This is a genomic window from Methylocystis bryophila (assembly GCF_027925445.1).
Classification (GTDB): Bacteria; Pseudomonadota; Alphaproteobacteria; order Rhizobiales; family Beijerinckiaceae; genus Methylocystis; species Methylocystis bryophila.
This window is the reverse complement of sequence record NZ_AP027149.1, coordinates 1,315,864-1,334,593: the sequence shown is the minus strand read 5'-3', so window position 1 is coordinate 1,334,593 and position 18,730 is coordinate 1,315,864. Positions and strand designations below refer to the sequence as shown.

Below are 18,730 nucleotides of genomic sequence, written 5' to 3'. Positions count from 1 at the left end.
ACGCTATGCCGCGCGCTGCATGCCGACGAGGCCGGCGCGATAGGAGAGCGCCTCGGCGAGGTGGCGGCGCGCGACCGAATCCGCCTCTTCGAGATCGGCGATCGTGCGCGCGAGCTTCAATATGCGATGGAAGCCGCGCGCCGAAAGCGCGAAGCGCTCCGAGGCCTCGCGGATGAGCTCCGCGCCCTTTGAGTCGAGCTTGGCGACGGTCTCGACCAGATTGGCCGGCGCCGCGGCGTTTGTCGCGGGGCCGGCGCAACCGAGCGCCGCATAGCGCGCGCGTTGGGTCTCGCGCGCAGCGGCAACGCGCGCTGCGACTTCCGCGGAGCCTTCGGAGGGCGGCGGCAGGACGAGATCGGCGGCGGAAATCGCTGCGACCTCGATTTGCAGATCGAAGCGGTCGAGCAGCGGACCCGAGAGCCGCGCCTGATATTGCGCTTCACAGCGCTCGTTCGGCTGGCGCTTGCAGGCGAAGCCCGGCGTGCGCGCATGGCCGCAGCGGCAGGGATTCATCGCGGCGACAAGCTGAAAGCGGGCGGGATAAACGGCGCGGTGATTGGCGCGCGCGATGGCGACTTCGCCCGTCTCGAGCGGCTGTCGCAAGGCGTCGAGCGCTTGCGATTGGAACTCCGGCAGCTCGTCCAGGAAAAGCACGCCGTTGTGCGCCAGCGAGATCTCGCCGGGCCTGGCCTGCGCGCCGCCGCCGACGAGGGCCGGCATGGAGGCGGAATGATGCGGCGCGCGAAAGGGGCGTCGATCGGTGAGCTCGCCGCCCGCGATCTCGCCCGCCACCGAATGAATCATCGAGACCTCGAGCAGCTCGCGCGGGCTGAGCGGCGGCAGGATCGACGGCAGGCGCGCCGCGAGCATGGACTTGCCCGCGCCGGGCGGACCGTTCATCAACAGATTATGGCCGCCAGCGGCGGCGATCTCGAGCGCGCGTTTGGCGCTCTCCTGTCCCTTCACGTCGCGAAGATTGGGCAGATCGCCGGCTTGGCGGCGCACCGCGGGCTGCGGACGCGACAGGACCTGTGTTCCCCTCAAATGATTGGCGAGCTGAATGAGCGAGCGCGGCGCGACGACGTCCATGTCGCGCGAGGCCCAGGCGGCCTCCGGGCCACAGGCTTCGGGGCAGATGAGTCCGAGGCCGCGCATGTTGGCCGCGACCGCGGCCGGCAAGACGCCGGCGATCGGGGTGAGCGTTCCGTCGAGCGCGAGCTCGCCGACCACGACATGACCGTCGAGCGCGTCTGACGGCAGCGCGCCGATCGCCGCCATCACGCCGAGCGCGATGGGCAGATCATAGTGGCTTCCCTCCTTGGGCATGTCGGCCGGCGCGAGATTGACCGTGATCCGCTTGGCCGGGAGCGCGAGGCCCGAGGCGACGAGCGCCGCGCGCACGCGACTCGGCGACGGCCTTGTCGGCGAGGCCGACGACGTTGAAGACGACGGCGCCGCTGGAAATTTGCACCTGCACGTCGACGGGCCGGGCCTCGACGCCCTCGAAAGCGACGGTTGCAACGCGGACGACCATGACCTTGCTCCGTTCGAGCATCCCAGGAAGGCTGACGCGAGCCTAGCCGGCTTTCTCGAGCGCGGCAAGAACAATATGGGAACAAAAATCTTTGCAGCCCCTTTCGCCTGGGGAGAGCCCGGGGATCTCGGCTGACGGCTTCACAAAGGCGTCATCCAGGCTATAGACTATGAGAGTCGGCAGCTGCGAGGGATTCGGGCCGCGACTGGGGCGGGTCCCTCGCGACGGAAAGGCGCGGGCGTGACGATTCCCCTTCGCACACAGCATGTCTCACCGCAGAATTGCCCGGCGCTGGTGCTCAACGCCGACTTCCGTCCCTTGAGCTACTATCCGCTCTCGCTCTGGGGCTGGCAGGACGCGATCAAGGCGGTGTTCCTCGATCGGGTCAACATCGTCTCGCATTACGACAGGGTGGTCAAAAGCCCGTCCTTCGAGATGCGTCTGCCGTCGGTCGTATCGCTCAAGGCCTATGTGCGGCCGTCTCGCCAGCCGGCCTTCACGCGCTTCAACGTGTTCCTGCGCGACCGCTTCACCTGCCAATATTGCGGCGAGCACGAAGAGCTGACCTTCGACCATGTCGTGCCCCGCTCCAAGGGAGGCGCGACGACCTGGGAGAACGTGGTCGCCGCCTGCTCGCCATGCAATCTGCGCAAAGCCGATCGGCTGCCGTCGGAAGCGCATATGACGCCGATCCAGAAGCCCTACGCGCCGTCGGTCTCGGATCTTCATCGCAACGGGCGGCTCTTCCCACCCAATTATCTGCACGAAAGCTGGATGGATTATCTCTACTGGGACTCGGTGCTCGAGCCTTGATAGGGAGATTGGCGCGCCGCGTCCTCGTGATGGGCTTCGGTTTCATCCTCGCCGTGAGCTGCGGAGCGCTGTTTCTGCCGATCGCCGCGCTTGCCGACTCGACCGTGCGCGAGGCTGGGTTCGAGGCTGTGATCGGCAGTTTCTTCGCGATGCTGGACGAAACGGCGCGCGACGGCGACCCGGCCGCGGGATTTCACGCTCTGGGCCTCGTCTTTTGGGCGATCCTCATCGCGGTCTGCGTCGCGCCCCTCGCCTTTGCCGCGCTCGTCGGCGAGATCGCCGGCGCGAGGAGTTGGATCTGGTATGTCGGCGCCAGCGGCATTCTCGCCGCCGCCTCGCCCTGGATCGCGCGCGGCGCGCGGGCGCAGGCGAGCGCGCATCCCCCGAGCCAGATGGAGATAAGGGTCCTGGGGCTCTTCTTCTTGACCGGGGCGCTGACGGGATTCCTCTATTGGCTCGCCGCCGGACGCGGCTCTCGACCGGCGCAATAAAGGCGCGTCTGCTCAAACGCAGCGTGATCTAGAGCATGCGAAAGGACGCCACGACCGGCGCGTGAAGCGAGCCATCGATCGGATCTTGCGCAAAAGCTTCGTCCTGCAAGCCCTCATTGAGGATTTCTACGCTCTCGCAGCGTCGCGCAAGAGAAGCGGAGGCGAGGATGTGGTCGATGAGCCTCGGCTCGCCGGCGTGCAGGACGCTATAGCGCCGCTCGAGCGGGACGCGGGTCTCCAAAGGCTCAAGAGCGCGCGGCGAGAAAGCGGAAGCGGGGTCTGCGCGCCCCGCGCGCTCCGACGCTTCTGAATCGCGCGCGCCGCCCTCGAAGTTCGCCTCGAGAATCGTCGACGCCGCGTCATGCTCATCGACATTGAGATCGCCGCAGAGCGCGATCGTCGCCTCCTCGTCGGCGTCAAATATGTCTTCGACGCAGAGCCTGGCTTCTAGCGCCTGACGCTCGCGCTTCTGCGCGGCGAGGAAAAGCCCCTCCACGCGCTTGCGGCTCGAGGCTGAGCCTCCTGGCAGCGGCACGGGACGCGGCGCGCGCAGATGCAGATTGATCAGGTGTAGCGGCCCCGCTCCAGGCAGATCGATCGCCGCATAGAGCAGCGGGCGATCGAAAGCGACCTCTATGGAGCTCGATTCATTCGAGTCATCGCCGAGAGCGCTCCAGCGCCATTTGGCGACGAGGTCGTGATAAATCTGCCGCGTCGCGACGATGGGCCAGCGGCTGAGGATCACCAGATTGTGAACATCGGCCGGGACGTCGGCGCCGGGGCGCGTGCTGCTTGCCCGAAAATAGGCCGAGTAGGGCGTCTCCTCGAGCAGCCGATCGAGCGCGAGCAGCTGGCGAGGAGCGTGAGGCTCGCTCTTGCGGCCGGCGATCTCCTGAAGGCAAAGAACGTCCGCGCGGAGATCGCGTAAGAGCGGCCGCAGCACGGCGATGCGGCGCTCGAACTGGCGATCGCGGGCGGCCGTCCAATCGAGGTTCTCAAGATTGAAGGTCGCGATGCGGAAGTCTTCGCTCATTGCGGGACGCCAAGACTTATAGGGTCACTGTCAAGTCGGCGTGACCGAATTCCTCCTCGTTGCGACGAACGAGACCGGCCAAAGCGAGACCATGAGTCAAGCTCCCTGTCCGTTGGTTCGCCAAACTCAATCCACGCGGCTTCGCGCGTTGCGGTCAAAGCCAGAACCTACTGCTGCAACACATAGAAGCCGGGAGCGTCGGCGAGCGGCGCATATCCTTCGTCCGCCGCGCCCATCGCCGGCGGAGCGCTCGCTTGGCCCGAGCGAGCCTCCAGCCAATGCAACCACTCGGGCCACCAGGAGCCGGGTTTCTTGGGCGCCGCGGCGGTCCAGGCGTCGGGATCGTGATAATTCCCCCCAAGCTCTCGCGTGGCGACCTGATAGCTCGCGATGTCGCGTGTCGGCGGAGAGACGATGCCGACATTGTGTCCGCCCGAAGTGAGCAGGAATGTCACCTCGCCCTCGGTAAGAAGATGGATCTTGAAGACCGAGCGCCAGGGCGCGACATGATCGCGCGTCGTCGCGACGACAAAAATGGGGATGCGAATGTCGGTCAGGGCGACGGGATTGCCTCCCGCGAGGTAGTGGCCTTCCGCGAGTTCGTCGAGAAGGAAGAGGCGGCGCAGATATTCCGAATGCATACGGTAGGGCATGCGCGTCGCATCCGCGTTCCAGGCCGTCAGATCGCTCATCTTCTGTCGTTCGCCCATCAGATACTCGCGCACGAGCTTCGACCAGATGAGATCGTTGGAGCGCAGCAGCTGGAAGGCGCCGGCCATCTGCTTGGCGTCGAGATAGCCCTTCTCCCACATCATGTCTTCGAGAAAGGCGATCTGGCTCTCGTTGATGAAGAGCATGAGCTCGCCGGCCTCGTTGAAATCGGTTTGCGCGGCGAGCAAGGTCATCGACCCGAGGCGCTCGTCGCCGTCGCGCGCCATCGCCGCGGCGGCGATCGAGAGCAGCGTGCCGCCGAGGCAATAGCCGACGGTGTGAACTTTGCTCTCGGGAAGGATCGCCGTGACCGCGTCCAACGCCGCCATCACGCCGAGCTTGCGGTAGTCCTCCATCCCGAGGTCGCGATCCTGTGGATCGGGATTTTTCCAGGAGATCATGAAGACCGTAAAGCCCTGGTCGACGAGATATTTCACCAGGGAATTTTCCGGCGATAGATCGAGAATGTAATATTTCATGATCCACGCCGGCACGATCAAAACCGGCTCGGGGCGCGTCTTTTCGGTCGTGGGCGCGTATTGGATGAGTTCTATCAAGCGATTGCGATAGACGACCTTACCCGGCGTGACGGCGATGTTTTTCCCGACCTCGAAATCTTCGGCGCCGACAGGCTTTTCGCCATTGATCGCATGCGTCCAGTCCTCGAGGAAATTATGGGCGCCTCGGACGAGGTTCCAGCCCCCTTGCCGCAGAGTCTGCTCGATCAGCTCCGGGTTCGTCAGCAGATAGTTGAACGGAGAGACCGTATCCAGCATCTGGCGCGACATGAAGTCGACGACGTTCTCATGCTGGGTTGTGACCCCGCGCACGCTCGTCGTCGCATTGTGCCACCACTGCTGCTGGAGCAGGAAGCCTTGATAGAGGAGATTGTATGGCCAGCGCCGCCATGCCTCCCCGACGAAGCGATGGTCTTGTGGCAGCGGTTCGATGCAGGGTTCACAAGCGCCGCCCTCGAAAGCGCATCGCCAAGCATAATGAGCGAAACGAGCGCCCTTGCGCGCCGCCTTCACGGCCAGCTCCGCCTGCTTGCCGGGGCTCGCGGCGAGATGCGTCGCCCAATCCAAATAGGCGCTGCCGAGAGCGGCTGGAGAAATCCCTGCGGTGAAATAGGCGAATGAGGCGTGCAGGCTGCGATCGATGGCCTCGCTAAAGGCCGTCGTCGCAAAAGGATCTTCTTCCGGCTCACGCCGCCGCAGTGGACGGGCCCGTCCCGGGAAGGGGGCGATGGATTGCTGCGCTTGGCGGCCCGCCTTCTCCTTGGGGGTCGCTTGCATCGTTGTGGAGATGGAGGGCGCGCGCGCTCGAGGCGGAAGGGTCGCATCGACAGGCGCGGCAGGGGTCAAGGCATGGGTCTCTGGCTCGCCGGTCGTCATGCGCAAGGCTCGATTTCAAGTTCGTGGGACAACGGAATTTAGCGCATTTGGCGCTGCAACAAAACGCGATCTTCGCGCCTGCGAGGGCCTAGCGCGTTTCCCGCTCGAACGGAATCGTTCGAGCGATAGGGAATCGCGCCAAATCAAAAGTTTGGAGCATGTCCTGACCGGAAAGCCGCTTCGCGCTTTTCCGTGACATGCTCTAAAGCGCGTCCCCTCACGTGAGATGTGCACCTCACGCGCTTCCGCTCAAGCGCAGCGCGATCAATAAACGGCGATCGGACGGTTCAAATACCTGCGCCACACCGTCAGGGCGATGTAAAAGAGCGCCAGGACGCAGGCGATCGCGATGCCGATCATCGAATAGAGTTGATTGGCGTCCGGATTGATGCGGGCGCGACAGATCGGATCATGCAAGCGGCAGACCGCCGCGGAGCCCGGATAATAGGGAATGATCACCAGCGTCGAGAAAGAATAGGCCGCAAAGCCCGCAATGACCAGTGAAGGGAGCAGATAAGGGAATAGAAAGCGCCGCGCAGCATCGAGGAGGCGAGCCCTGCGTCGTCGTCGCATCTTCGCGTCGTAAATCTTCACGTCGTAGTAGGCCGCAAGCGCCGCAGCCAAGACGATCACCAAGATCGCCAGCCCTTCTGTGACCATTGATCTCATGCTCGCTCTCCAATGCTGCCTATTGCAATGCAAAACTCTAAACGGAATTCCCCATGCGACGCAAGGCGAGCGCCTAAGCTCAACGCGCAGCTGCGATTGGAGTTCAGCGCTTGCCTGCGGCGTAGCGTCAGCCGAGCAATGGGCCGGAACCTTCACCCTGACTCTCTCCCTGCGCCGCATTCGGCGAGAGGGAGCCGCGCCGAACAGATCCGGCGGCGAGCGCAGCGACGAGGCTCGCGCAGAGCAGCGCCGCCGAGAGAAGATAGGCGCCGCCCGGAAAGACGCCGGCCGCGGCGCTCAGCGAGAATATCTGAGTGAAGAGCAGCGGCCCGATCATGCCGGAGACGCCGCGCAAGCTCGCGAGCGCGCCCTGCAACCGTCCCTGTTCGGACCCGCCGCGAAGCCGCGTCGCGAGGCCCTGGAGGGAGGGGTTCGCCATTCCCCACATGGCGATGAGCGGCGCCGCCGAGAGAAAGAGCACGTCACTGGAGGCGAAGGCGTAGAGTAGGAAGCCCGCCGCCCCGAAAATCAACGCGATCGCGAGCGTGGTCCGCTCGCCAAGCCGCGCCACGGCCGGTCGCACGAGGCCGCCGGAGACGATCGTCTGGGAGACGCCGACCAGCGCAAGCGCCCAGCCGGTCTTTTGCGCGTCCCAATGATAGCGGTAGTCGGCGTAGAGCACGAAGAGGTTCGGCAGCGACTCATGCGCCAAATAGGAAAGGAAGGCCGCCGCCGCGATCAAGGTGAGCTCGCGCTCGGCGCCGAGCAGCCGCAGCGCGCCGAAAACATTGGCGCTGCGCCAGGCGATTTTCTGCGTGCGCTTCTCTTGCGGAAGCGACTCGGGGAGGATGAAGAAGCCGTAGCCCGCATTGGCGAGGCTCAAAGCCGCCGCGGCCCAAAAGGGCAAGCGCAGGTCATAATTGCCGAGCCAGCCGCCGATCGCCGGCCCCAGGATGAACCCAAAGCCGAAGGCGGCGCCGAGCATGCCAAAAAGCCCTGCCCGCTTCTCCGCCGGCGCAATGTCAGCGATATAGGCCCCGGCCGTGGAGAAGCTCGCGGCCGTCGCGCCCGAGATCAGCCGCCCGACGAAGAGGAACGGCAAGGAGGGGGCGAGCGCCATGAAAATGTAATCCAGCCCGAGGCCCAGGTTGGAGGCGAGCACGATGGGGCGCCGTCCGAAACGGTCGGACAGCGATCCCAGCACGGGCTGAAACAGGAATTGCATCAGCGCCCAGGCGAAACCGAACACGCCCGAGACGGCCGCGGCGCGCGAAATGTCGCCGCCCTCGAACTGCGTGATGAGCTTTGGAAGCACGGGAATCATCACGCCGAGCGCCAGCATGTCGAGCACGACGGTGACGAGGATGAAGACGAAGGCCGCCTTGCGCCTGACCGGACCGACGTCGCTCATCCTTTTCCCCATGCTCGAGCCCCATCGAGGCGATAGCAGCCAGCCGGCCGCTCGCGCAAACCGCCCGAGGCTCGCCCCGAAAAACGCGAAGCGGCTTCGCAGAAAAGAACACGCCCGCGCCGAGGCGATCATAGCGACGCTCGCCTTTTGCCGCGCCGACGCTCGCCTTTTGCCGCCGTTCCAATATATCGTCTAACTGTCACAATGGAGTGAATCATTGAAAAATGCGCGATAACTTGCTTATGTCCTCCTTGAGGATGCTCTTGCATCGCATGATGAGGCGACCGCGCATGAACCGGTTTGAACGCGCTCCCCAGCCGGCCGGAGAGGCTGAGCTCGAATATCGGGACGGGGACTATCGCGTCAGGAAGGCCGGGGCCTATGTCCGCTGCGCGGTGACCGGCAAGCCGATCCCGCTCGAAGAGTTGCGCTATTGGAGCGTCGATCGCCAGGAGGCCTACAGCAGCCCGGCGGCGCGATTGCAGCGGATCAAGGACGAGGAAAAGCGCGAGGGCTGAGGCGACGCGGCAGCAGCGCCGCGACCTGCTCCGGCCTCTCGAATTCGAGCCTGACGGGCAGCGTCTCGATCTCCCTTCCCGCGCCGAAACGCCGCGCGTCCTTCTCCGTCGTGACGAGCCGCGCCGAGCGCCGCTCCGCCGCGCGGGCGAGCGCCGCCAGCTCCCGCTCGTCATAGAGGTGGTGGTCGGGAAACCAGCGCTCGCCCACGACCTGCGCGCCAATCTCCTGAAGGCTGCGAAGAAACTTCTGCGGCCGGCCGATCCCGGCGAAGGCGAAGACTCTAGCGCCGGCCAGCCGCGCGGCGGCGGCCGGGTCGGCGACGAGGCGGCCGCGCAGCAGCGTCTTTGCCGGTCTCAGCCAGAGGGGAGACTCGCCTTCCCCGATGAGGATCACCGCGTCGGCGCAGGCGAGTTGCGCCGACAGCGGCGCGCGCAGGGGACCCGCGGGCGGACAGAGCCCATTGCCGGCCCCATAAGCCGCGTCGACGACGAGAATGGCGAGGTCGGGCAGGAGCCTGCGCGAATGCAGCCCGTCGTCGAGCAGCAGCACGCTCGCGCCCTCGGCCCCAGCGAGCCGCGCCGCGGCGGCGCGATCCGCGCCCACATAGGTCGGCGCCAGCGCCGCGAGCAGCAGCGCCTCATCCCCCACGTCGCGCGCAGCGTGGCGGGCCGGATCGGGGCGCAGCGGCGCTAGGCCTGCGCCGGCGCGGCCATAGCCTCGCGTGAGAAAGGCTGGGCGCTCCCCCTGCTCCAGCAGCATCCGCGCCAGCGCCAGCGCCGTTGGCGTCTTGCCGTCGCCGCCGAGCGTCAGCCCGCCGATCGCGATCACCGGCAGAGCCGTGCGCGGCGCCGGATGCGCGAGACGGGCGCGGGCCACGCTCCCATAAAGCGCGCCGAGCGGCGCGAGCGCCAAAGCGAGCGGCCCTGCGGGCCGTCCCCAAAACTGTGGCGCGCGCAGGGGCGGCGTCACGCCTCCTCGCGCGCCGCGAGCAGGGGCTCCAGCGCCGCGACGATCCGCTGCGAGGCGCCGCCGAGCTTTTCCACGACCTCGCGCGCGCGCCGCCCCATCTCGCGCAGCCGGCGCGGCTCGGCGAAGAGGCGCTTTCCAGCGCGCGCGAGCTCGCGCGCGTCCGCGCAGGCCAGCGCGCCCCCGGCGGCGTCGAGCGCTTCGTAAATCTCGCCGAAATCCGCGACCTCGGGGCCATGCAGCAGGGCGCAGCCAAAGCGCGCGGGCTCGATCGGATTGTGCCCGCCGCCGGGCGCGAAGGAGCGGCCCATGAAGACGACGCCGGCGAGCGGAAAGGCGAGGCCCAGCTCCCCCAGCGTGTCGAAGAGATAGATCGACGTCTCTTTTTCCGGGCGCTCCCCTTGCGAGCGGCGCGCGACCGTCAAGCCCCGCTCGGCCGCAACAGCGGCGATCTCCTCGCCGCGCTCGGGATGGCGCGGCGCGAGGATCGTCAGGAGATCCGGAAAGCCCGCGGCGATCTCGACATGCGCGTCGAAGGCGATGGCCTCCTCGCCGCGATGCGTGGAGACGGCCGCGAAGACCGGCCGCGCGCCGAGCGCTCCCCGCAATTCGGCGAGCGCGATCGGATCGGCGCGCAGCGGGGCGGAGTCGAATTTCAGATTGCCCGCGACGCTCGCGGCCTTGACGCCGAGACCCACGAAGCGCGCGGCGTTCACCGTGTCCTGCGCGAAGCAAAGGTCGATTTTCGAGAAGACCCGCTTGGCGACGCCAGGCGCCTTGCGCCAGCGCGAAAGCGACGTCTCGGAGATGCGGGCGTTGACGAGCGCGAAGGGAACGCCCCGCGCTTTGGTCGCCACCACCATATTCGGCCAAATTTCCGATTCGGCGAAAAGCGCGAGGTCCGGGCGCCAGTGGTCGAGGAAGCGCGCGACGAAGGGCGGGGCGTCGAGCGGCGCATATTGATGGCAGGCGCCGGGCGGAAGACGCTCGCAAAGCAGTTGCGCCGAACTCGTCGTGCCGGTCGTGACCAGCGCGGAATAGCCGCGTGAGAGCAGCCGATCGAGGAGCGGCAGCAGCGAGAGACCCTCGCCGACGCTCGCGCCATGCAGCCAGACGAGCGAACCCTCCGGACGTTCCGCGCCTGGAAAGCCTAGGCGCTCGAAGAGCCGCGCTCTGTCTTCCTTCCCCTGGCGGGCGCGCGTGAGCAGGAGCGGACGCGCGAGGGGCGTGAGCGCCGTCGTCGCGAATCGATAGAGGAGAAGCAGAGGCATGGGGTTGGGGCTTAGCGGCTCTTGGCGGCGATTCTAAGGGGAGGATAGCATGCTTGCGGGACGCGCCTGGAAATCGCCGCGCCGCGATTGCTCTGACGCAATGGGCGCGGTCAATTTCATGTTGGGCACGGGCCTCCGCGATGATTTTGTCGCGATGATTTTGTATTGTCGGACTACGCGTGATCCAGAATCGAAGAACGAGAGAGCGGTAGCCGAGGGCGCGTCCGATGCGCCCTGTGGTCTGGCGTTGGCTTTTCGTCCGATTCTCTTATTATCGAAAACAGCTGGGGTGCGGAGTGATTCGATCCAGGCCTAGAAGAAGCCGCGCGCTTTTGGCGACGATGCGACCCCACGGCCGTCCCGACGACTGCGTGGCGTCCTCGGCCATGGCGAGCGACAAGTCCGATCGCTTAAGGAAGAAGGAAATGAATCTCCTTTCAATTTCTACGATCTTGATTGCGCTGACGGGCGGCTCTGCTCTTGCCGCCGACCATGCTCCTTGGAAGGGCGACGCTTCTCCCTCGCCGGCGCCTCCGCCAAGCTGGTCCGGATTCTATGCAGGCCTCAACGCAGGAGGCGGCGTCAGCACATCCACAATTGTCCCGACCTCGGGCTACTCGGTCTTCGACTGGGCGGCAGGCGTGTATAATCTTCCCTTCGGATGGACCTCCGGCTATCGGACCGCAAACGCCAGCGTGGGACAGGCGGGCGTCATCGGCGGCGGGCAAATCGGCTACAATTTCCTGATCGGTCCGAGCTGGCTGGTCGGCTTCGAGACGGATTTTCAGGGAACCGGCCTCTCGGGAAGCGGCTCGTCGACAGGTCTCGCCGGCGGTTCCGGCAACACGACGCATGCGGCGGAAAACTTCCTCCATCTGCAAAGCGGAATTGTGAGCGTTTCTTCGGGCCTCGACTGGATCGGCACAGTCAGAGGGCGTCTCGGCTTGCTGGCGACCCCCTCTGTGCTGATTTTCGCCACGGGCGGCCTCGCCTATGGAAACACCAACGGCGCGGTCAACACCAGCGGCTATCATTGGCATCCCGGACACGAAGACGCGCATCCCGAAAATCCCGTGACTCCGACGTGGTCGTCGTTCGACACCGCAAGCGCCGGCTGGACAGTCGGCGGCGGCGCCGAATGGATGTTCTGGCCCGGCTGGAGCGCGAAAATCGAGGCGCTTTATTACGACCTCGGGTCGAGGTCCGTGAACGGCCAGCTCAGCCCGTTGATCAACCCCGCCGCGCCGAATTCGGTCGCCATCATCAATGCAGCCGACACGACCTTCAACTATCAGGGAGTGATCGCCCGCGCGGGAGTCAATTATCACTTCAACTGGGGCGCTCCGAGCGCCTTCCTCGCCAAAGACTGAGTCGCTTCTCACGCGCGACTCCTCTCGGCGCGGGCGGCGATAAAGCCTTCGTCTCGAGGCTTGGCCGGTCGACCGCCGACCTTCCCGCGGAGGGATCGGGCTTTTGCGCTTGGAGAACCCATCGGCCGCTGATCATTCATCTCAGCCGCTATAGCCCCGCAACACGCCAATCGAGGAACGCCGTTGCGTCCGGCGCGGACATCCTGCTCACGGTCGTCCACCCTGCAGACCGGATGCTGGCAAGATGCTGCTCTCTCATGAGATCGGCGATTGAGATGGGCGATCAAACCGCCTTTGTCGTCGAGCTTGCCATCACGGGCTCTGCTCCCACTCGAGACGCGCCACGTCGCCCCCCACACTCCTGTGCTTCCCTGCCCGGTCGGCATCCGAAAAGCCCTCTACGCCAAGCGCGGCTTCCATGCGGGCTTGGCGTAGAGATAGAGTCCGACGGGGAGCGACAGCGCCGCCAAAAAGCTCGCGAGCAGGATGGCGGAATAGAGGATCGGGCTGCCGATGAAGACCTGCGACGGCGGCAGGAAGCTCAAGAAAAACGCCGCGACCGACACGATGATTCCGCAGCCGGCCAAGAGCCACATGCCCCATAGCCCGCCGGGAACGGTAAAACCGCGGATCGTGTTTTTTTGGCTGTAGCGCAGCCGAATGGCGGCCGCGAGCATCAGAATATACATGAGCAGATAGAGCGTCGTGCAGAGCTGGTTGAGCAATTGGAAAGTGGCTTCGACCGAGGGCATGAGCACGAAGAAAAGCGTCAGCAGCGTGACGAGCGCGCCCTGGAAGAACAAGATGCGGCTCGGAATGTTCTGCGCGTTCTTCTTTTGGAAGAACGGCGGCAGATAGCCCGAGCCGCCGACGACCGCCAGCGCGCAGGAGGGACCGGAGATCCAGAGCGCCGCAGAGCTGAAGGCGCCGAGCGCCAAAGCGATATCGACGCCCATGCCGTGCGCCGTCAGCCCGAATAGCGTGAAGAAGTCGCGATAGGTGACGAGCAAGCCCTGCGTGAGATCGATTTGAGCGGGCGAAAGAATAAGGGCGATGGTCAGCGTGCCGAGCGCATAGATGAGGAGCGTCGCCACAGCGGCGCCGAGAATCGCTTTCGGGTAGTTTTTCGACGGGTTCTCGATCTGGGTCACATGGATCGCGTTCATCTCGATGCCGGCGTAACAGAGTAGAACGCCCGCCGCCAAAACCAGGCTGTCCAGATCGACGAGATGGGGAAAGAATCGCTTCCAACTGATATCGGCGGATATCGGTCGACCCGAGGCGAAATAGGCCACGCCGAAGAAGACGAGCAGCGCCGCCGGCAAGATCGTGCCGATGACGCCGCCCCATTTGGCGACGCGCGCGACGGTCGTCGCGCCGCGCAGCGACACCAAGGTCGCCGCCCAATAGAGCAGCAGCACGACCACGATGACATAATGCTTGTTGGCGGCGAGCGCCTCGTCCCATCTCAGGTCGGGGCCCGCGAAAGCCAGCGCCGAAGCGCCGTAGATGAGGCAGCTTGGAAACATGATCGTGAAGGCGAGCCAAAGGGCGAAGATCGCGATCAGGCCCCAGAGATCGCTGAAAGCCTCGGAGACCCAGCGATAGACGCCGCCTTCCTGCGGCCATCCCGTGGCGAGCTCCGCCGCCACGAGCGCGACGGGCGTCAGAAAAAAGAACGCCGCGACGAGGTAATAAAACACCGCGGTCGGGCCGTATTTGGCTTCCGACGGCAGCACGCTCAGGCTGACGACGGTCGTCACATTCATGATCGCCAGCGTGACGACGCCGATTTTGGGGAGCGAAGACGAGCCGGCCATGACGAGACGAATCCTCGCGCGCTTCCCGCTCGAACGGAATGGCTCGAGCGATAAGGAATCGCGCCAATCTAGAAGCTGGCGCGAATTCTGATCGCAAAAGTCTCTCAACTTTTGCGGAATTCGCGCGTCCAACTGCCTAGGACTGTCTTTCAATTCAGCGGCTTTGACAAGCCGCCGACGACGCAATGGCGCTTTTTCCGCTCGGCGATTTGTGGCTCTGCTAATCGAGCAGCTGGGCCGGAGAGGCGATGAGGATCTCGGCGCCGGCCGCCACGAGCTCCTCTCGCCCGCCATAGCCCCACAGCACGCCAACCGTCGGGACGCCGTGGCGGCGGGCGGCGAGCACATCCTGCGCGCGGTCGCCCACCATGCAGACGTCCTCCGGGACGAGGCGCTCCACTTCCATCAGATGCGCGATGAGATCGCCCTTGTCGTCGTGCTTGCCATCGAGCTGCGGTCCATAGACGCCGTCGAGGAGACCGGCGAAACCAAAGTGGTCGACGACGCGTTTGGCGAAGACGGCGGGTTTCGCGGTGCACAGGAAGAGACGGGTCCCCTCGGCGCGCCGCATGGCCAACACCTCATGGACGCCCCCGTAAGGCGCAGCCTCCGTCAGCCCCCATTCCGAATAGCGTTGGCGATAATGCTGAACCGCGGCCTCCGGGTCGCCGCGGCCGCCCAGCAGCCGCGCGAAAGTTTCACGCAGCGAGGGGCCGATGATCCAGCGCAAATCCTCGTCGTCGTCGATCGGATGGCCCATGCGCGCCATGGCGTATCGACAGCTGCCCAGGATGCCTCGGGCAGGGTCGACGAGCGTCCCGTCGAGGTCGAGGAGGAGAGTCTTTCGTCGGCGCGCGGACATGCCCGCTCTCTTACATGCTTTCCTTGCATTGCGTTAACGCTGAAGACCTCAGCCAGATCAGCCTGTTCACCAGGGCCGCGGACCGGCGCTGGGCCTCCCTGTTAGCGACAGCTTTCGGGCCATGACGTCGCCATACTCGCCAGAGAGAGTAGAGCCAAGCGTCGGGCTTTTTCTGACTCTCTGGGAGGTGAAAGATTGATGCAAAAGCGCTCATCTTTTCGGATCGCGCTCGCGCTGAGCTGGACGATCGCCCTCCCGCTCGCGTGGCCAACTCCGAGTCTTTCGCAAATGAGCGTCAGCATCTCGGTCGACGCGCCGCCGCCGCCCCTCCCAGTCTATGTCCAGCCTCCTGTGCCCGATTACGGCTATTTGTGGGCTCCCGGATACTGGGCCTGGAACGGCTATGACTATTTCTGGGTGCCGGGCGCGTGGGTGCTGCCGCCCGAGCCCGGACTGCTGTGGACCCCGGGATATTGGGGCTGGAATGGCGGCGCTTATGTCTTCCACCCGGGCTATTGGGCGCCGACGATCGGCTTTTACGGTGGCGTCAACTACGGCTACGGTTATTTCGGCGCCGGCTTCGCAGGCGGATATTGGAGAAACGGCAGCTTCTTCTACAATACCGCTGTCGTGAATATTGGTCGCGCCAATATCACCAATGTTTACGTCAACAACGTCACGGTCAATCGCAATATCACCAATGTCAGCTACAACGGCGGTCAGGGCGGACTGTCGGCGCGGCCGACCGCAGCCGAGCGTTCCGCGGTGAGCCAGGCGCACTTCACGCCGACACAAGCGCAGACGCAGAATTTCGACGCCGCCCGCGCCGACAAGGCTTTGACCGCGACGGCCAACCATGGCGTTCCGCCGGTAGCCGCCACATCGACGCCAGGGCATTTTACAGGCCCCGGCGTGACTCGTGCAGAGGCGCACGGCGGCGCTCCCGGAGCTGGCGAGCACGCCTTGCCGCCGCCTTCGGGCGCGGTCCCGCATGGCGCGCCGAACGATCACGCCCTGCCGATCCCGCCGCATCCTGCGGCGGCTGGCGCCGGGCCGCAGCCGCTCCCGCATGGCGCAGGCGCACCGAACGATCACGCCCTGCCGATCCCGCCGCATCCTGCGGCGACTGGCGCCGGGCCGCAGCCGCTGTCGCATGGCGCTCCGAGCGATCACATGCTGCTCCAGCCGCCGCAGCCCGGCCCGAATAGCGAGCGCGGTTTGCCCGGCGAGGGCGCTATGCATCACATGGCGCCGCCGCCGCCGGCCGGCGCATCCCCGCCGCGGATGGGCGTCGCGCCGCCGCCTACGTCTCCTCCCAGCATGACTCCGCATCCGCAGCCTGCCGGCGCGCCACATGCCGCCCCTCCCGCGAATGCGAGGCCGCCCGAGCCGCACCACGAGGAGCATGGGGAGCGCCGCTGACCGGAGTCTATCGCGCTTGGCGCTTCGGATCCCGATTGCCGTCGAGCACGTTGAGAAAGGCGTCGCTATCCTCGCGCAAGCGCTCGAGATGGACGGCCGCGAGCTTCGCCAAGCCGCGGTCGGCCAAGGGCGTCATCAGCAGGAGCGAGCGGCGGCGGTCGCTCGGATCCACCTTGCGGCGCACGAGCTTCGCCTCGACAAGACGCGACACGAGCTCGGCGGCGCTATGATCCTTGATGAGCAATTCTTCGGCGAGATCGCCGACGCTGACCGGCTGCTCGGCGCCGCGAGTCTTGATCACCAGCAGCGCCTGATACCATTGCGCGGTCATGCCGAGCTCGCCCGCGGCTTGCTCGCTGAAAGCCAGGAATTTGCGCAGCGTGTAGCGAAATCTCGCGAGCGCGGCGAATTCCTCCGGGCTCGGCGGCGCTCCTGCCTCGGCGACGGGTGTGGCGGCGAATGATTTAGCCACGAAATCTTCTCCTGCGGCGCCGCCGAAGCTGAGTTTGGACGCAAGCTTGGCAATGACTTGCGTCCGTCGCCGCGCGACTTGAGAAAGCCAAGAGAAACGCCGCTTGTAAACATGATGCTGCGGCTAAACGTATTTTTTCTCGGACGATTGCAAAAGTACCACAGCGGCGGAGTCCGAGATTGCGTGTTAGTACGTATCTCTGGAGCCGGCCGGATTGACCTATAGAACGTCGGGCGAGCCGGGCTCGAGCGATTGGGCGCCAATCCATTCGAGAAGGATGCGGAGGGCAAACGCGCAGGCGCCGGCAGCCTGTGGCGGGGGTCTCTTCCCCTCGCGCCGGCTGTTCCCGCTTCATGCTTGTTTTTACGCGCGCCGCAGCATAGTTGTAACCCCGACTGGCGAGGGGCGCCCGCCCGCGCGCGGCGGTCTTGGAGGTTGCGAGATGGGTGGTCTGTCGATCTGGCACTGGATCGTCGTCGGCGCTGTGGTTTTCATCTTCTTCGGCGGCAAATTCAAGATTTCCGACGTGATGGGCGACGTGGCCAAGGGAATCAAAGCCTTCAAGAAGGGCTTGAGCGAGCCCGACACGCCGGAAGACCCGGCAAAGGCGCTCGACCGCCTGGCCCAGGAGCAGATTCCGCTCGATAAAACGGGCGACGCCAAGAAAGTCTAAAGGCGAGACGCCAAGCAAGTCTGAAGGCGAAGAGCTTTCCCGCCCTGCCCTTTCCCGGATGGGACCATGTTCGATTTCGACGCCGGCAAGTTGATTGTGATCGGCATCGTGGCGCTCGTCGCCATTCCGTCCAAGGATCTGCCGCGCGTGCTGCGCCAGCTCGGCCAATGGACGGCGCAGGCGCGACGCATGGCGGCCGAGTTCCAGAGCCAACTCATGGAGGCCATCCGCGAGGCCGACCTCGATGACGCCACGCGCGACGTTCGATCGGCGTTGGACGGCGCCAAGCAAGCGGCTTCCTTCGACCCGCTCTCCGCCGCGAAGCAAGAGATCGACTCCGCGCTCCAGGGGCCGCCGGCGGAGACGCCTAAAAAGCCCGAGTCCGCGGGCGAGAATGCAGGTCCGAGCGCATGACCGACGCAGATATCGAGGCGACCAAGGCGCCGCTGATCGAGCATCTTATGGAGCTGCGCGAGCGCCTGATCCGCGCGCTCATCGCCTTCCTCGTGACGTTCGTGATCTCGTTCTTCTTCGCCAAGGACATATATAATCTTCTGCTCATCCCCTACACGCAGGCTGCGGGGCCCGAAGCCAAGCTCATCTACACCGCCCCGCAGGAGTATTTCTTCACGCAGATCCGCGTCGCGCTCTTCGCCGCGGCCTTCCTCTCCTGCCCCGTCGTCTTCGGCCAGATCTACGCTTTCGTCGCGCCGGGCCTTTATCGGCATGAACGCGCGGTGTTCCGGCCCTATCTGATCGCGACGCCAATCTTCTTCGCCTTCGGCGCGCTGCTCGTCTATTTCATCGTGACGCCCAATCTGCTGCGCTTCTTCATGGGCATGCAGCAGGCGAATGAGCCGGGCCGCGCGCAGATCGAGCTCTTGCCGCGCGTCTCGGAATATCTCTCGCTCATCATGACGCTGGTGCTCGCCTTTGGCGCGGTGTTCCAGCTGCCGGTGGTGCTCACGCTGCTCGGCCAGATCGGGCTCATTTCATCGCAATTCCTCGTCGACAAGCGGCGCTATGCGATCGTGCTCGTCTTCATCGTCGCCGCCGTGCTGACGCCGCCCGACGTGTTCAGTCAGCTGGCGCTCGCCATTCCCGGCATGCTGCTCTACGAGGCCTCGATCTTCTCCGTGCGCTACATCGAGAAGAAGCGCGCCGCTGCGGCCGCGGCGGCGACAGAGGACGCATCGAGCTGATTCTACGGCCCGCTTGCGATTGCGTTTGTTGTTGAGGAGCGCGCGACAGCAGGTCCAGGAACTCGGCAGCGGCGGCGGCGCTACGGCCCGGGTTCCT

Annotated in this window: 17 protein-coding genes and 1 pseudogene; 8 read left to right on the top strand and 10 right to left on the bottom strand. The window is 65.4% G+C overall.

The window, feature by feature from the left end; translation table 11 throughout:
* Window positions 1-3: 3 nt before the first annotated feature.
* A pseudogene (locus QMG80_RS06235) lies at window positions 4-1,534 on the bottom strand (YifB family Mg chelatase-like AAA ATPase).
* Window positions 1,535-1,828: 294 nt separating this feature from the next.
* Between QMG80_RS06235 and QMG80_RS06230 the strand changes: the two are divergent.
* Both QMG80_RS06230 and QMG80_RS06225 read left to right on the top strand, forming a co-directional pair.
* A complete protein-coding gene (locus tag QMG80_RS06230; protein ID WP_085773712.1) occupies window positions 1,829-2,347 on the top strand; it encodes an HNH endonuclease in 519 nt (172 codons plus the stop codon).
* Window positions 2,348-2,355: 8 nt separating this feature from the next.
* Window positions 2,356-2,838 (top strand): hypothetical protein, encoded by a 483-nt coding sequence (locus QMG80_RS06225; RefSeq protein WP_085772033.1) that lies wholly within the window; start codon window positions 2,356-2,358, stop codon window positions 2,836-2,838.
* Window positions 2,839-2,866: 28 nt separating this feature from the next.
* On the opposite strand, the gene QMG80_RS06220 is transcribed toward QMG80_RS06225, so the two are convergent.
* From QMG80_RS06220 to QMG80_RS06205, 4 genes are all read right to left on the bottom strand, one after another.
* On the bottom strand, window positions 2,867-3,871 hold the full coding sequence (locus QMG80_RS06220) for an endonuclease/exonuclease/phosphatase family protein (protein ID WP_085772032.1): 1,005 nt from the start codon (window positions 3,869-3,871) through the stop codon (window positions 2,867-2,869).
* Between the two features lie 167 nt (window positions 3,872-4,038).
* Window positions 4,039-5,976 carry a PHA/PHB synthase family protein gene (locus QMG80_RS06215; protein WP_085772031.1) on the bottom strand — a complete coding sequence of 646 codons (1,938 nt, stop codon included), beginning with the start codon at window positions 5,974-5,976 and terminating at the stop codon, window positions 4,039-4,041.
* Window positions 5,977-6,240: 264 nt separating this feature from the next.
* A complete protein-coding gene (locus tag QMG80_RS06210) occupies window positions 6,241-6,645 on the bottom strand; it encodes a hypothetical protein (protein WP_158658759.1) in 405 nt (134 codons plus the stop codon).
* 127 nt (window positions 6,646-6,772) lie between these two features.
* Window positions 6,773-8,056, bottom strand: a complete 1,284-nt coding sequence (locus QMG80_RS06205) for a TCR/Tet family MFS transporter (protein WP_085772029.1) — start codon at window positions 8,054-8,056, stop codon at window positions 6,773-6,775.
* Between the two features lie 290 nt (window positions 8,057-8,346).
* Here QMG80_RS06205 and QMG80_RS06200 point away from each other — a divergent pair, with 290 nt between their 5' ends.
* Window positions 8,347-8,574 (top strand): DUF2093 domain-containing protein, encoded by a 228-nt coding sequence (locus QMG80_RS06200; protein ID WP_085773711.1) that lies wholly within the window; start codon window positions 8,347-8,349, stop codon window positions 8,572-8,574.
* Here the strand turns inward: QMG80_RS06200 and lpxK are convergent.
* Both lpxK and QMG80_RS06190 read right to left on the bottom strand, forming a co-directional pair.
* Window positions 8,546-9,544: a tetraacyldisaccharide 4'-kinase gene (gene lpxK / locus QMG80_RS06195; protein ID WP_245299912.1), complete on the bottom strand. Its 999-nt coding sequence runs from the start codon at window positions 9,542-9,544 to the stop codon at window positions 8,546-8,548. The two genes, QMG80_RS06200 and lpxK, sit on opposite strands and share 29 nt — an antisense overlap.
* On the bottom strand, window positions 9,541-10,812 hold the full coding sequence (locus QMG80_RS06190) for a 3-deoxy-D-manno-octulosonic acid transferase (RefSeq protein ID WP_085772027.1): 1,272 nt from the start codon (window positions 10,810-10,812) through the stop codon (window positions 9,541-9,543). Before QMG80_RS06190 ends, lpxK begins: the two co-directional genes overlap by 4 nt.
* Before the next feature lie 425 nt (window positions 10,813-11,237).
* On the opposite strand from QMG80_RS06190, the gene QMG80_RS06185 reads away from it, so the two are divergent.
* On the top strand, window positions 11,238-12,182 hold the full coding sequence (locus tag QMG80_RS06185; protein WP_085773709.1) for an outer membrane protein: 945 nt from the start codon (window positions 11,238-11,240) through the stop codon (window positions 12,180-12,182).
* 398 nt (window positions 12,183-12,580) lie between these two features.
* Here the strand turns inward: QMG80_RS06185 and QMG80_RS06180 are convergent, their stop codons facing one another.
* Window positions 12,581-14,002: an amino acid permease gene (locus QMG80_RS06180; RefSeq protein WP_158658758.1), complete on the bottom strand. Its 1,422-nt coding sequence runs from the start codon at window positions 14,000-14,002 to the stop codon at window positions 12,581-12,583.
* A gap of 220 nt (window positions 14,003-14,222) precedes the next feature.
* Window positions 14,223-14,864, bottom strand: coding sequence for an HAD hydrolase-like protein (locus tag QMG80_RS06175; RefSeq protein ID WP_085772024.1), 642 nt, complete (start codon window positions 14,862-14,864; stop codon window positions 14,223-14,225).
* A 288-nt stretch (window positions 14,865-15,152) separates the two neighbouring features.
* Between QMG80_RS06175 and QMG80_RS06170 the strand changes: the two genes are divergently transcribed.
* Window positions 15,153-16,286: a YXWGXW repeat-containing protein gene (locus QMG80_RS06170; protein WP_199768968.1), complete on the top strand. Its 1,134-nt coding sequence runs from the start codon at window positions 15,153-15,155 to the stop codon at window positions 16,284-16,286.
* 7 nt (window positions 16,287-16,293) lie between these two features.
* Here the strand turns inward: QMG80_RS06170 and QMG80_RS06165 are convergent, their stop codons facing one another.
* The gene (locus QMG80_RS06165) at window positions 16,294-16,758 is read right to left on the bottom strand and encodes a MarR family winged helix-turn-helix transcriptional regulator (RefSeq protein ID WP_085772023.1); all 465 of its coding nucleotides are present in this window, start codon (window positions 16,756-16,758) and stop codon (window positions 16,294-16,296) included.
* A gap of 442 nt (window positions 16,759-17,200) precedes the next feature.
* Between QMG80_RS06165 and QMG80_RS06160 the strand changes: the two genes are divergently transcribed.
* From QMG80_RS06160 to tatC, 3 genes are all read left to right on the top strand, one after another.
* A complete protein-coding gene (locus QMG80_RS06160) occupies window positions 17,201-17,431 on the top strand; it encodes a twin-arginine translocase TatA/TatE family subunit (protein WP_085772022.1) in 231 nt (76 codons plus the stop codon).
* A gap of 66 nt (window positions 17,432-17,497) precedes the next feature.
* Window positions 17,498-17,845 (top strand): Sec-independent protein translocase subunit TatA/TatB, encoded by a 348-nt coding sequence (locus QMG80_RS06155; RefSeq protein WP_085772021.1) that lies wholly within the window; start codon window positions 17,498-17,500, stop codon window positions 17,843-17,845.
* Window positions 17,842-18,633, top strand: a complete 792-nt coding sequence (gene tatC, locus QMG80_RS06150) for a twin-arginine translocase subunit TatC (RefSeq protein ID WP_085772020.1) — start codon at window positions 17,842-17,844, stop codon at window positions 18,631-18,633. Before QMG80_RS06155 ends, tatC begins: the two co-directional genes overlap by 4 nt.
* The last annotated feature ends 97 nt before the right edge of the window (window positions 18,634-18,730 follow it).

Coding starts and splice junctions, on each gene's coding strand:
- QMG80_RS06220 (WP_085772032.1), bottom strand. CDS start 3,871: ATGAGCGAAGACTTCCGCATCGCGACCTTCAATCTTGAGAACCTCGAT.
- QMG80_RS06215 (WP_085772031.1), bottom strand. CDS start 5,976: ATGACGACCGGCGAGCCAGAGACCCATGCCTTGACCCCTGCCGCGCCT.
- QMG80_RS06210 (WP_158658759.1), bottom strand. CDS start 6,645: ATGAGATCAATGGTCACAGAAGGGCTGGCGATCTTGGTGATCGTCTTG.
- QMG80_RS06205 (WP_085772029.1), bottom strand. CDS start 8,056: ATGAGCGACGTCGGTCCGGTCAGGCGCAAGGCGGCCTTCGTCTTCATC.
- QMG80_RS06200 (WP_085773711.1), top strand. CDS start 8,347: ATGAACCGGTTTGAACGCGCTCCCCAGCCGGCCGGAGAGGCTGAGCTC.
- QMG80_RS06190 (WP_085772027.1), bottom strand. CDS start 10,812: ATGCCTCTGCTTCTCCTCTATCGATTCGCGACGACGGCGCTCACGCCC.
- QMG80_RS06185 (WP_085773709.1), top strand. CDS start 11,238: ATGAATCTCCTTTCAATTTCTACGATCTTGATTGCGCTGACGGGCGGC.
- QMG80_RS06180 (WP_158658758.1), bottom strand. CDS start 14,002: ATGGCCGGCTCGTCTTCGCTCCCCAAAATCGGCGTCGTCACGCTGGCG.
- QMG80_RS06175 (WP_085772024.1), bottom strand. CDS start 14,864: ATGTCCGCGCGCCGACGAAAGACTCTCCTCCTCGACCTCGACGGGACG.
- QMG80_RS06170 (WP_199768968.1), top strand. CDS start 15,153: ATGAGCGTCAGCATCTCGGTCGACGCGCCGCCGCCGCCCCTCCCAGTC.
- QMG80_RS06160 (WP_085772022.1), top strand. CDS start 17,201: ATGGGTGGTCTGTCGATCTGGCACTGGATCGTCGTCGGCGCTGTGGTT.
- QMG80_RS06155 (WP_085772021.1), top strand. CDS start 17,498: ATGTTCGATTTCGACGCCGGCAAGTTGATTGTGATCGGCATCGTGGCG.
- tatC (WP_085772020.1), top strand. CDS start 17,842: ATGACCGACGCAGATATCGAGGCGACCAAGGCGCCGCTGATCGAGCAT.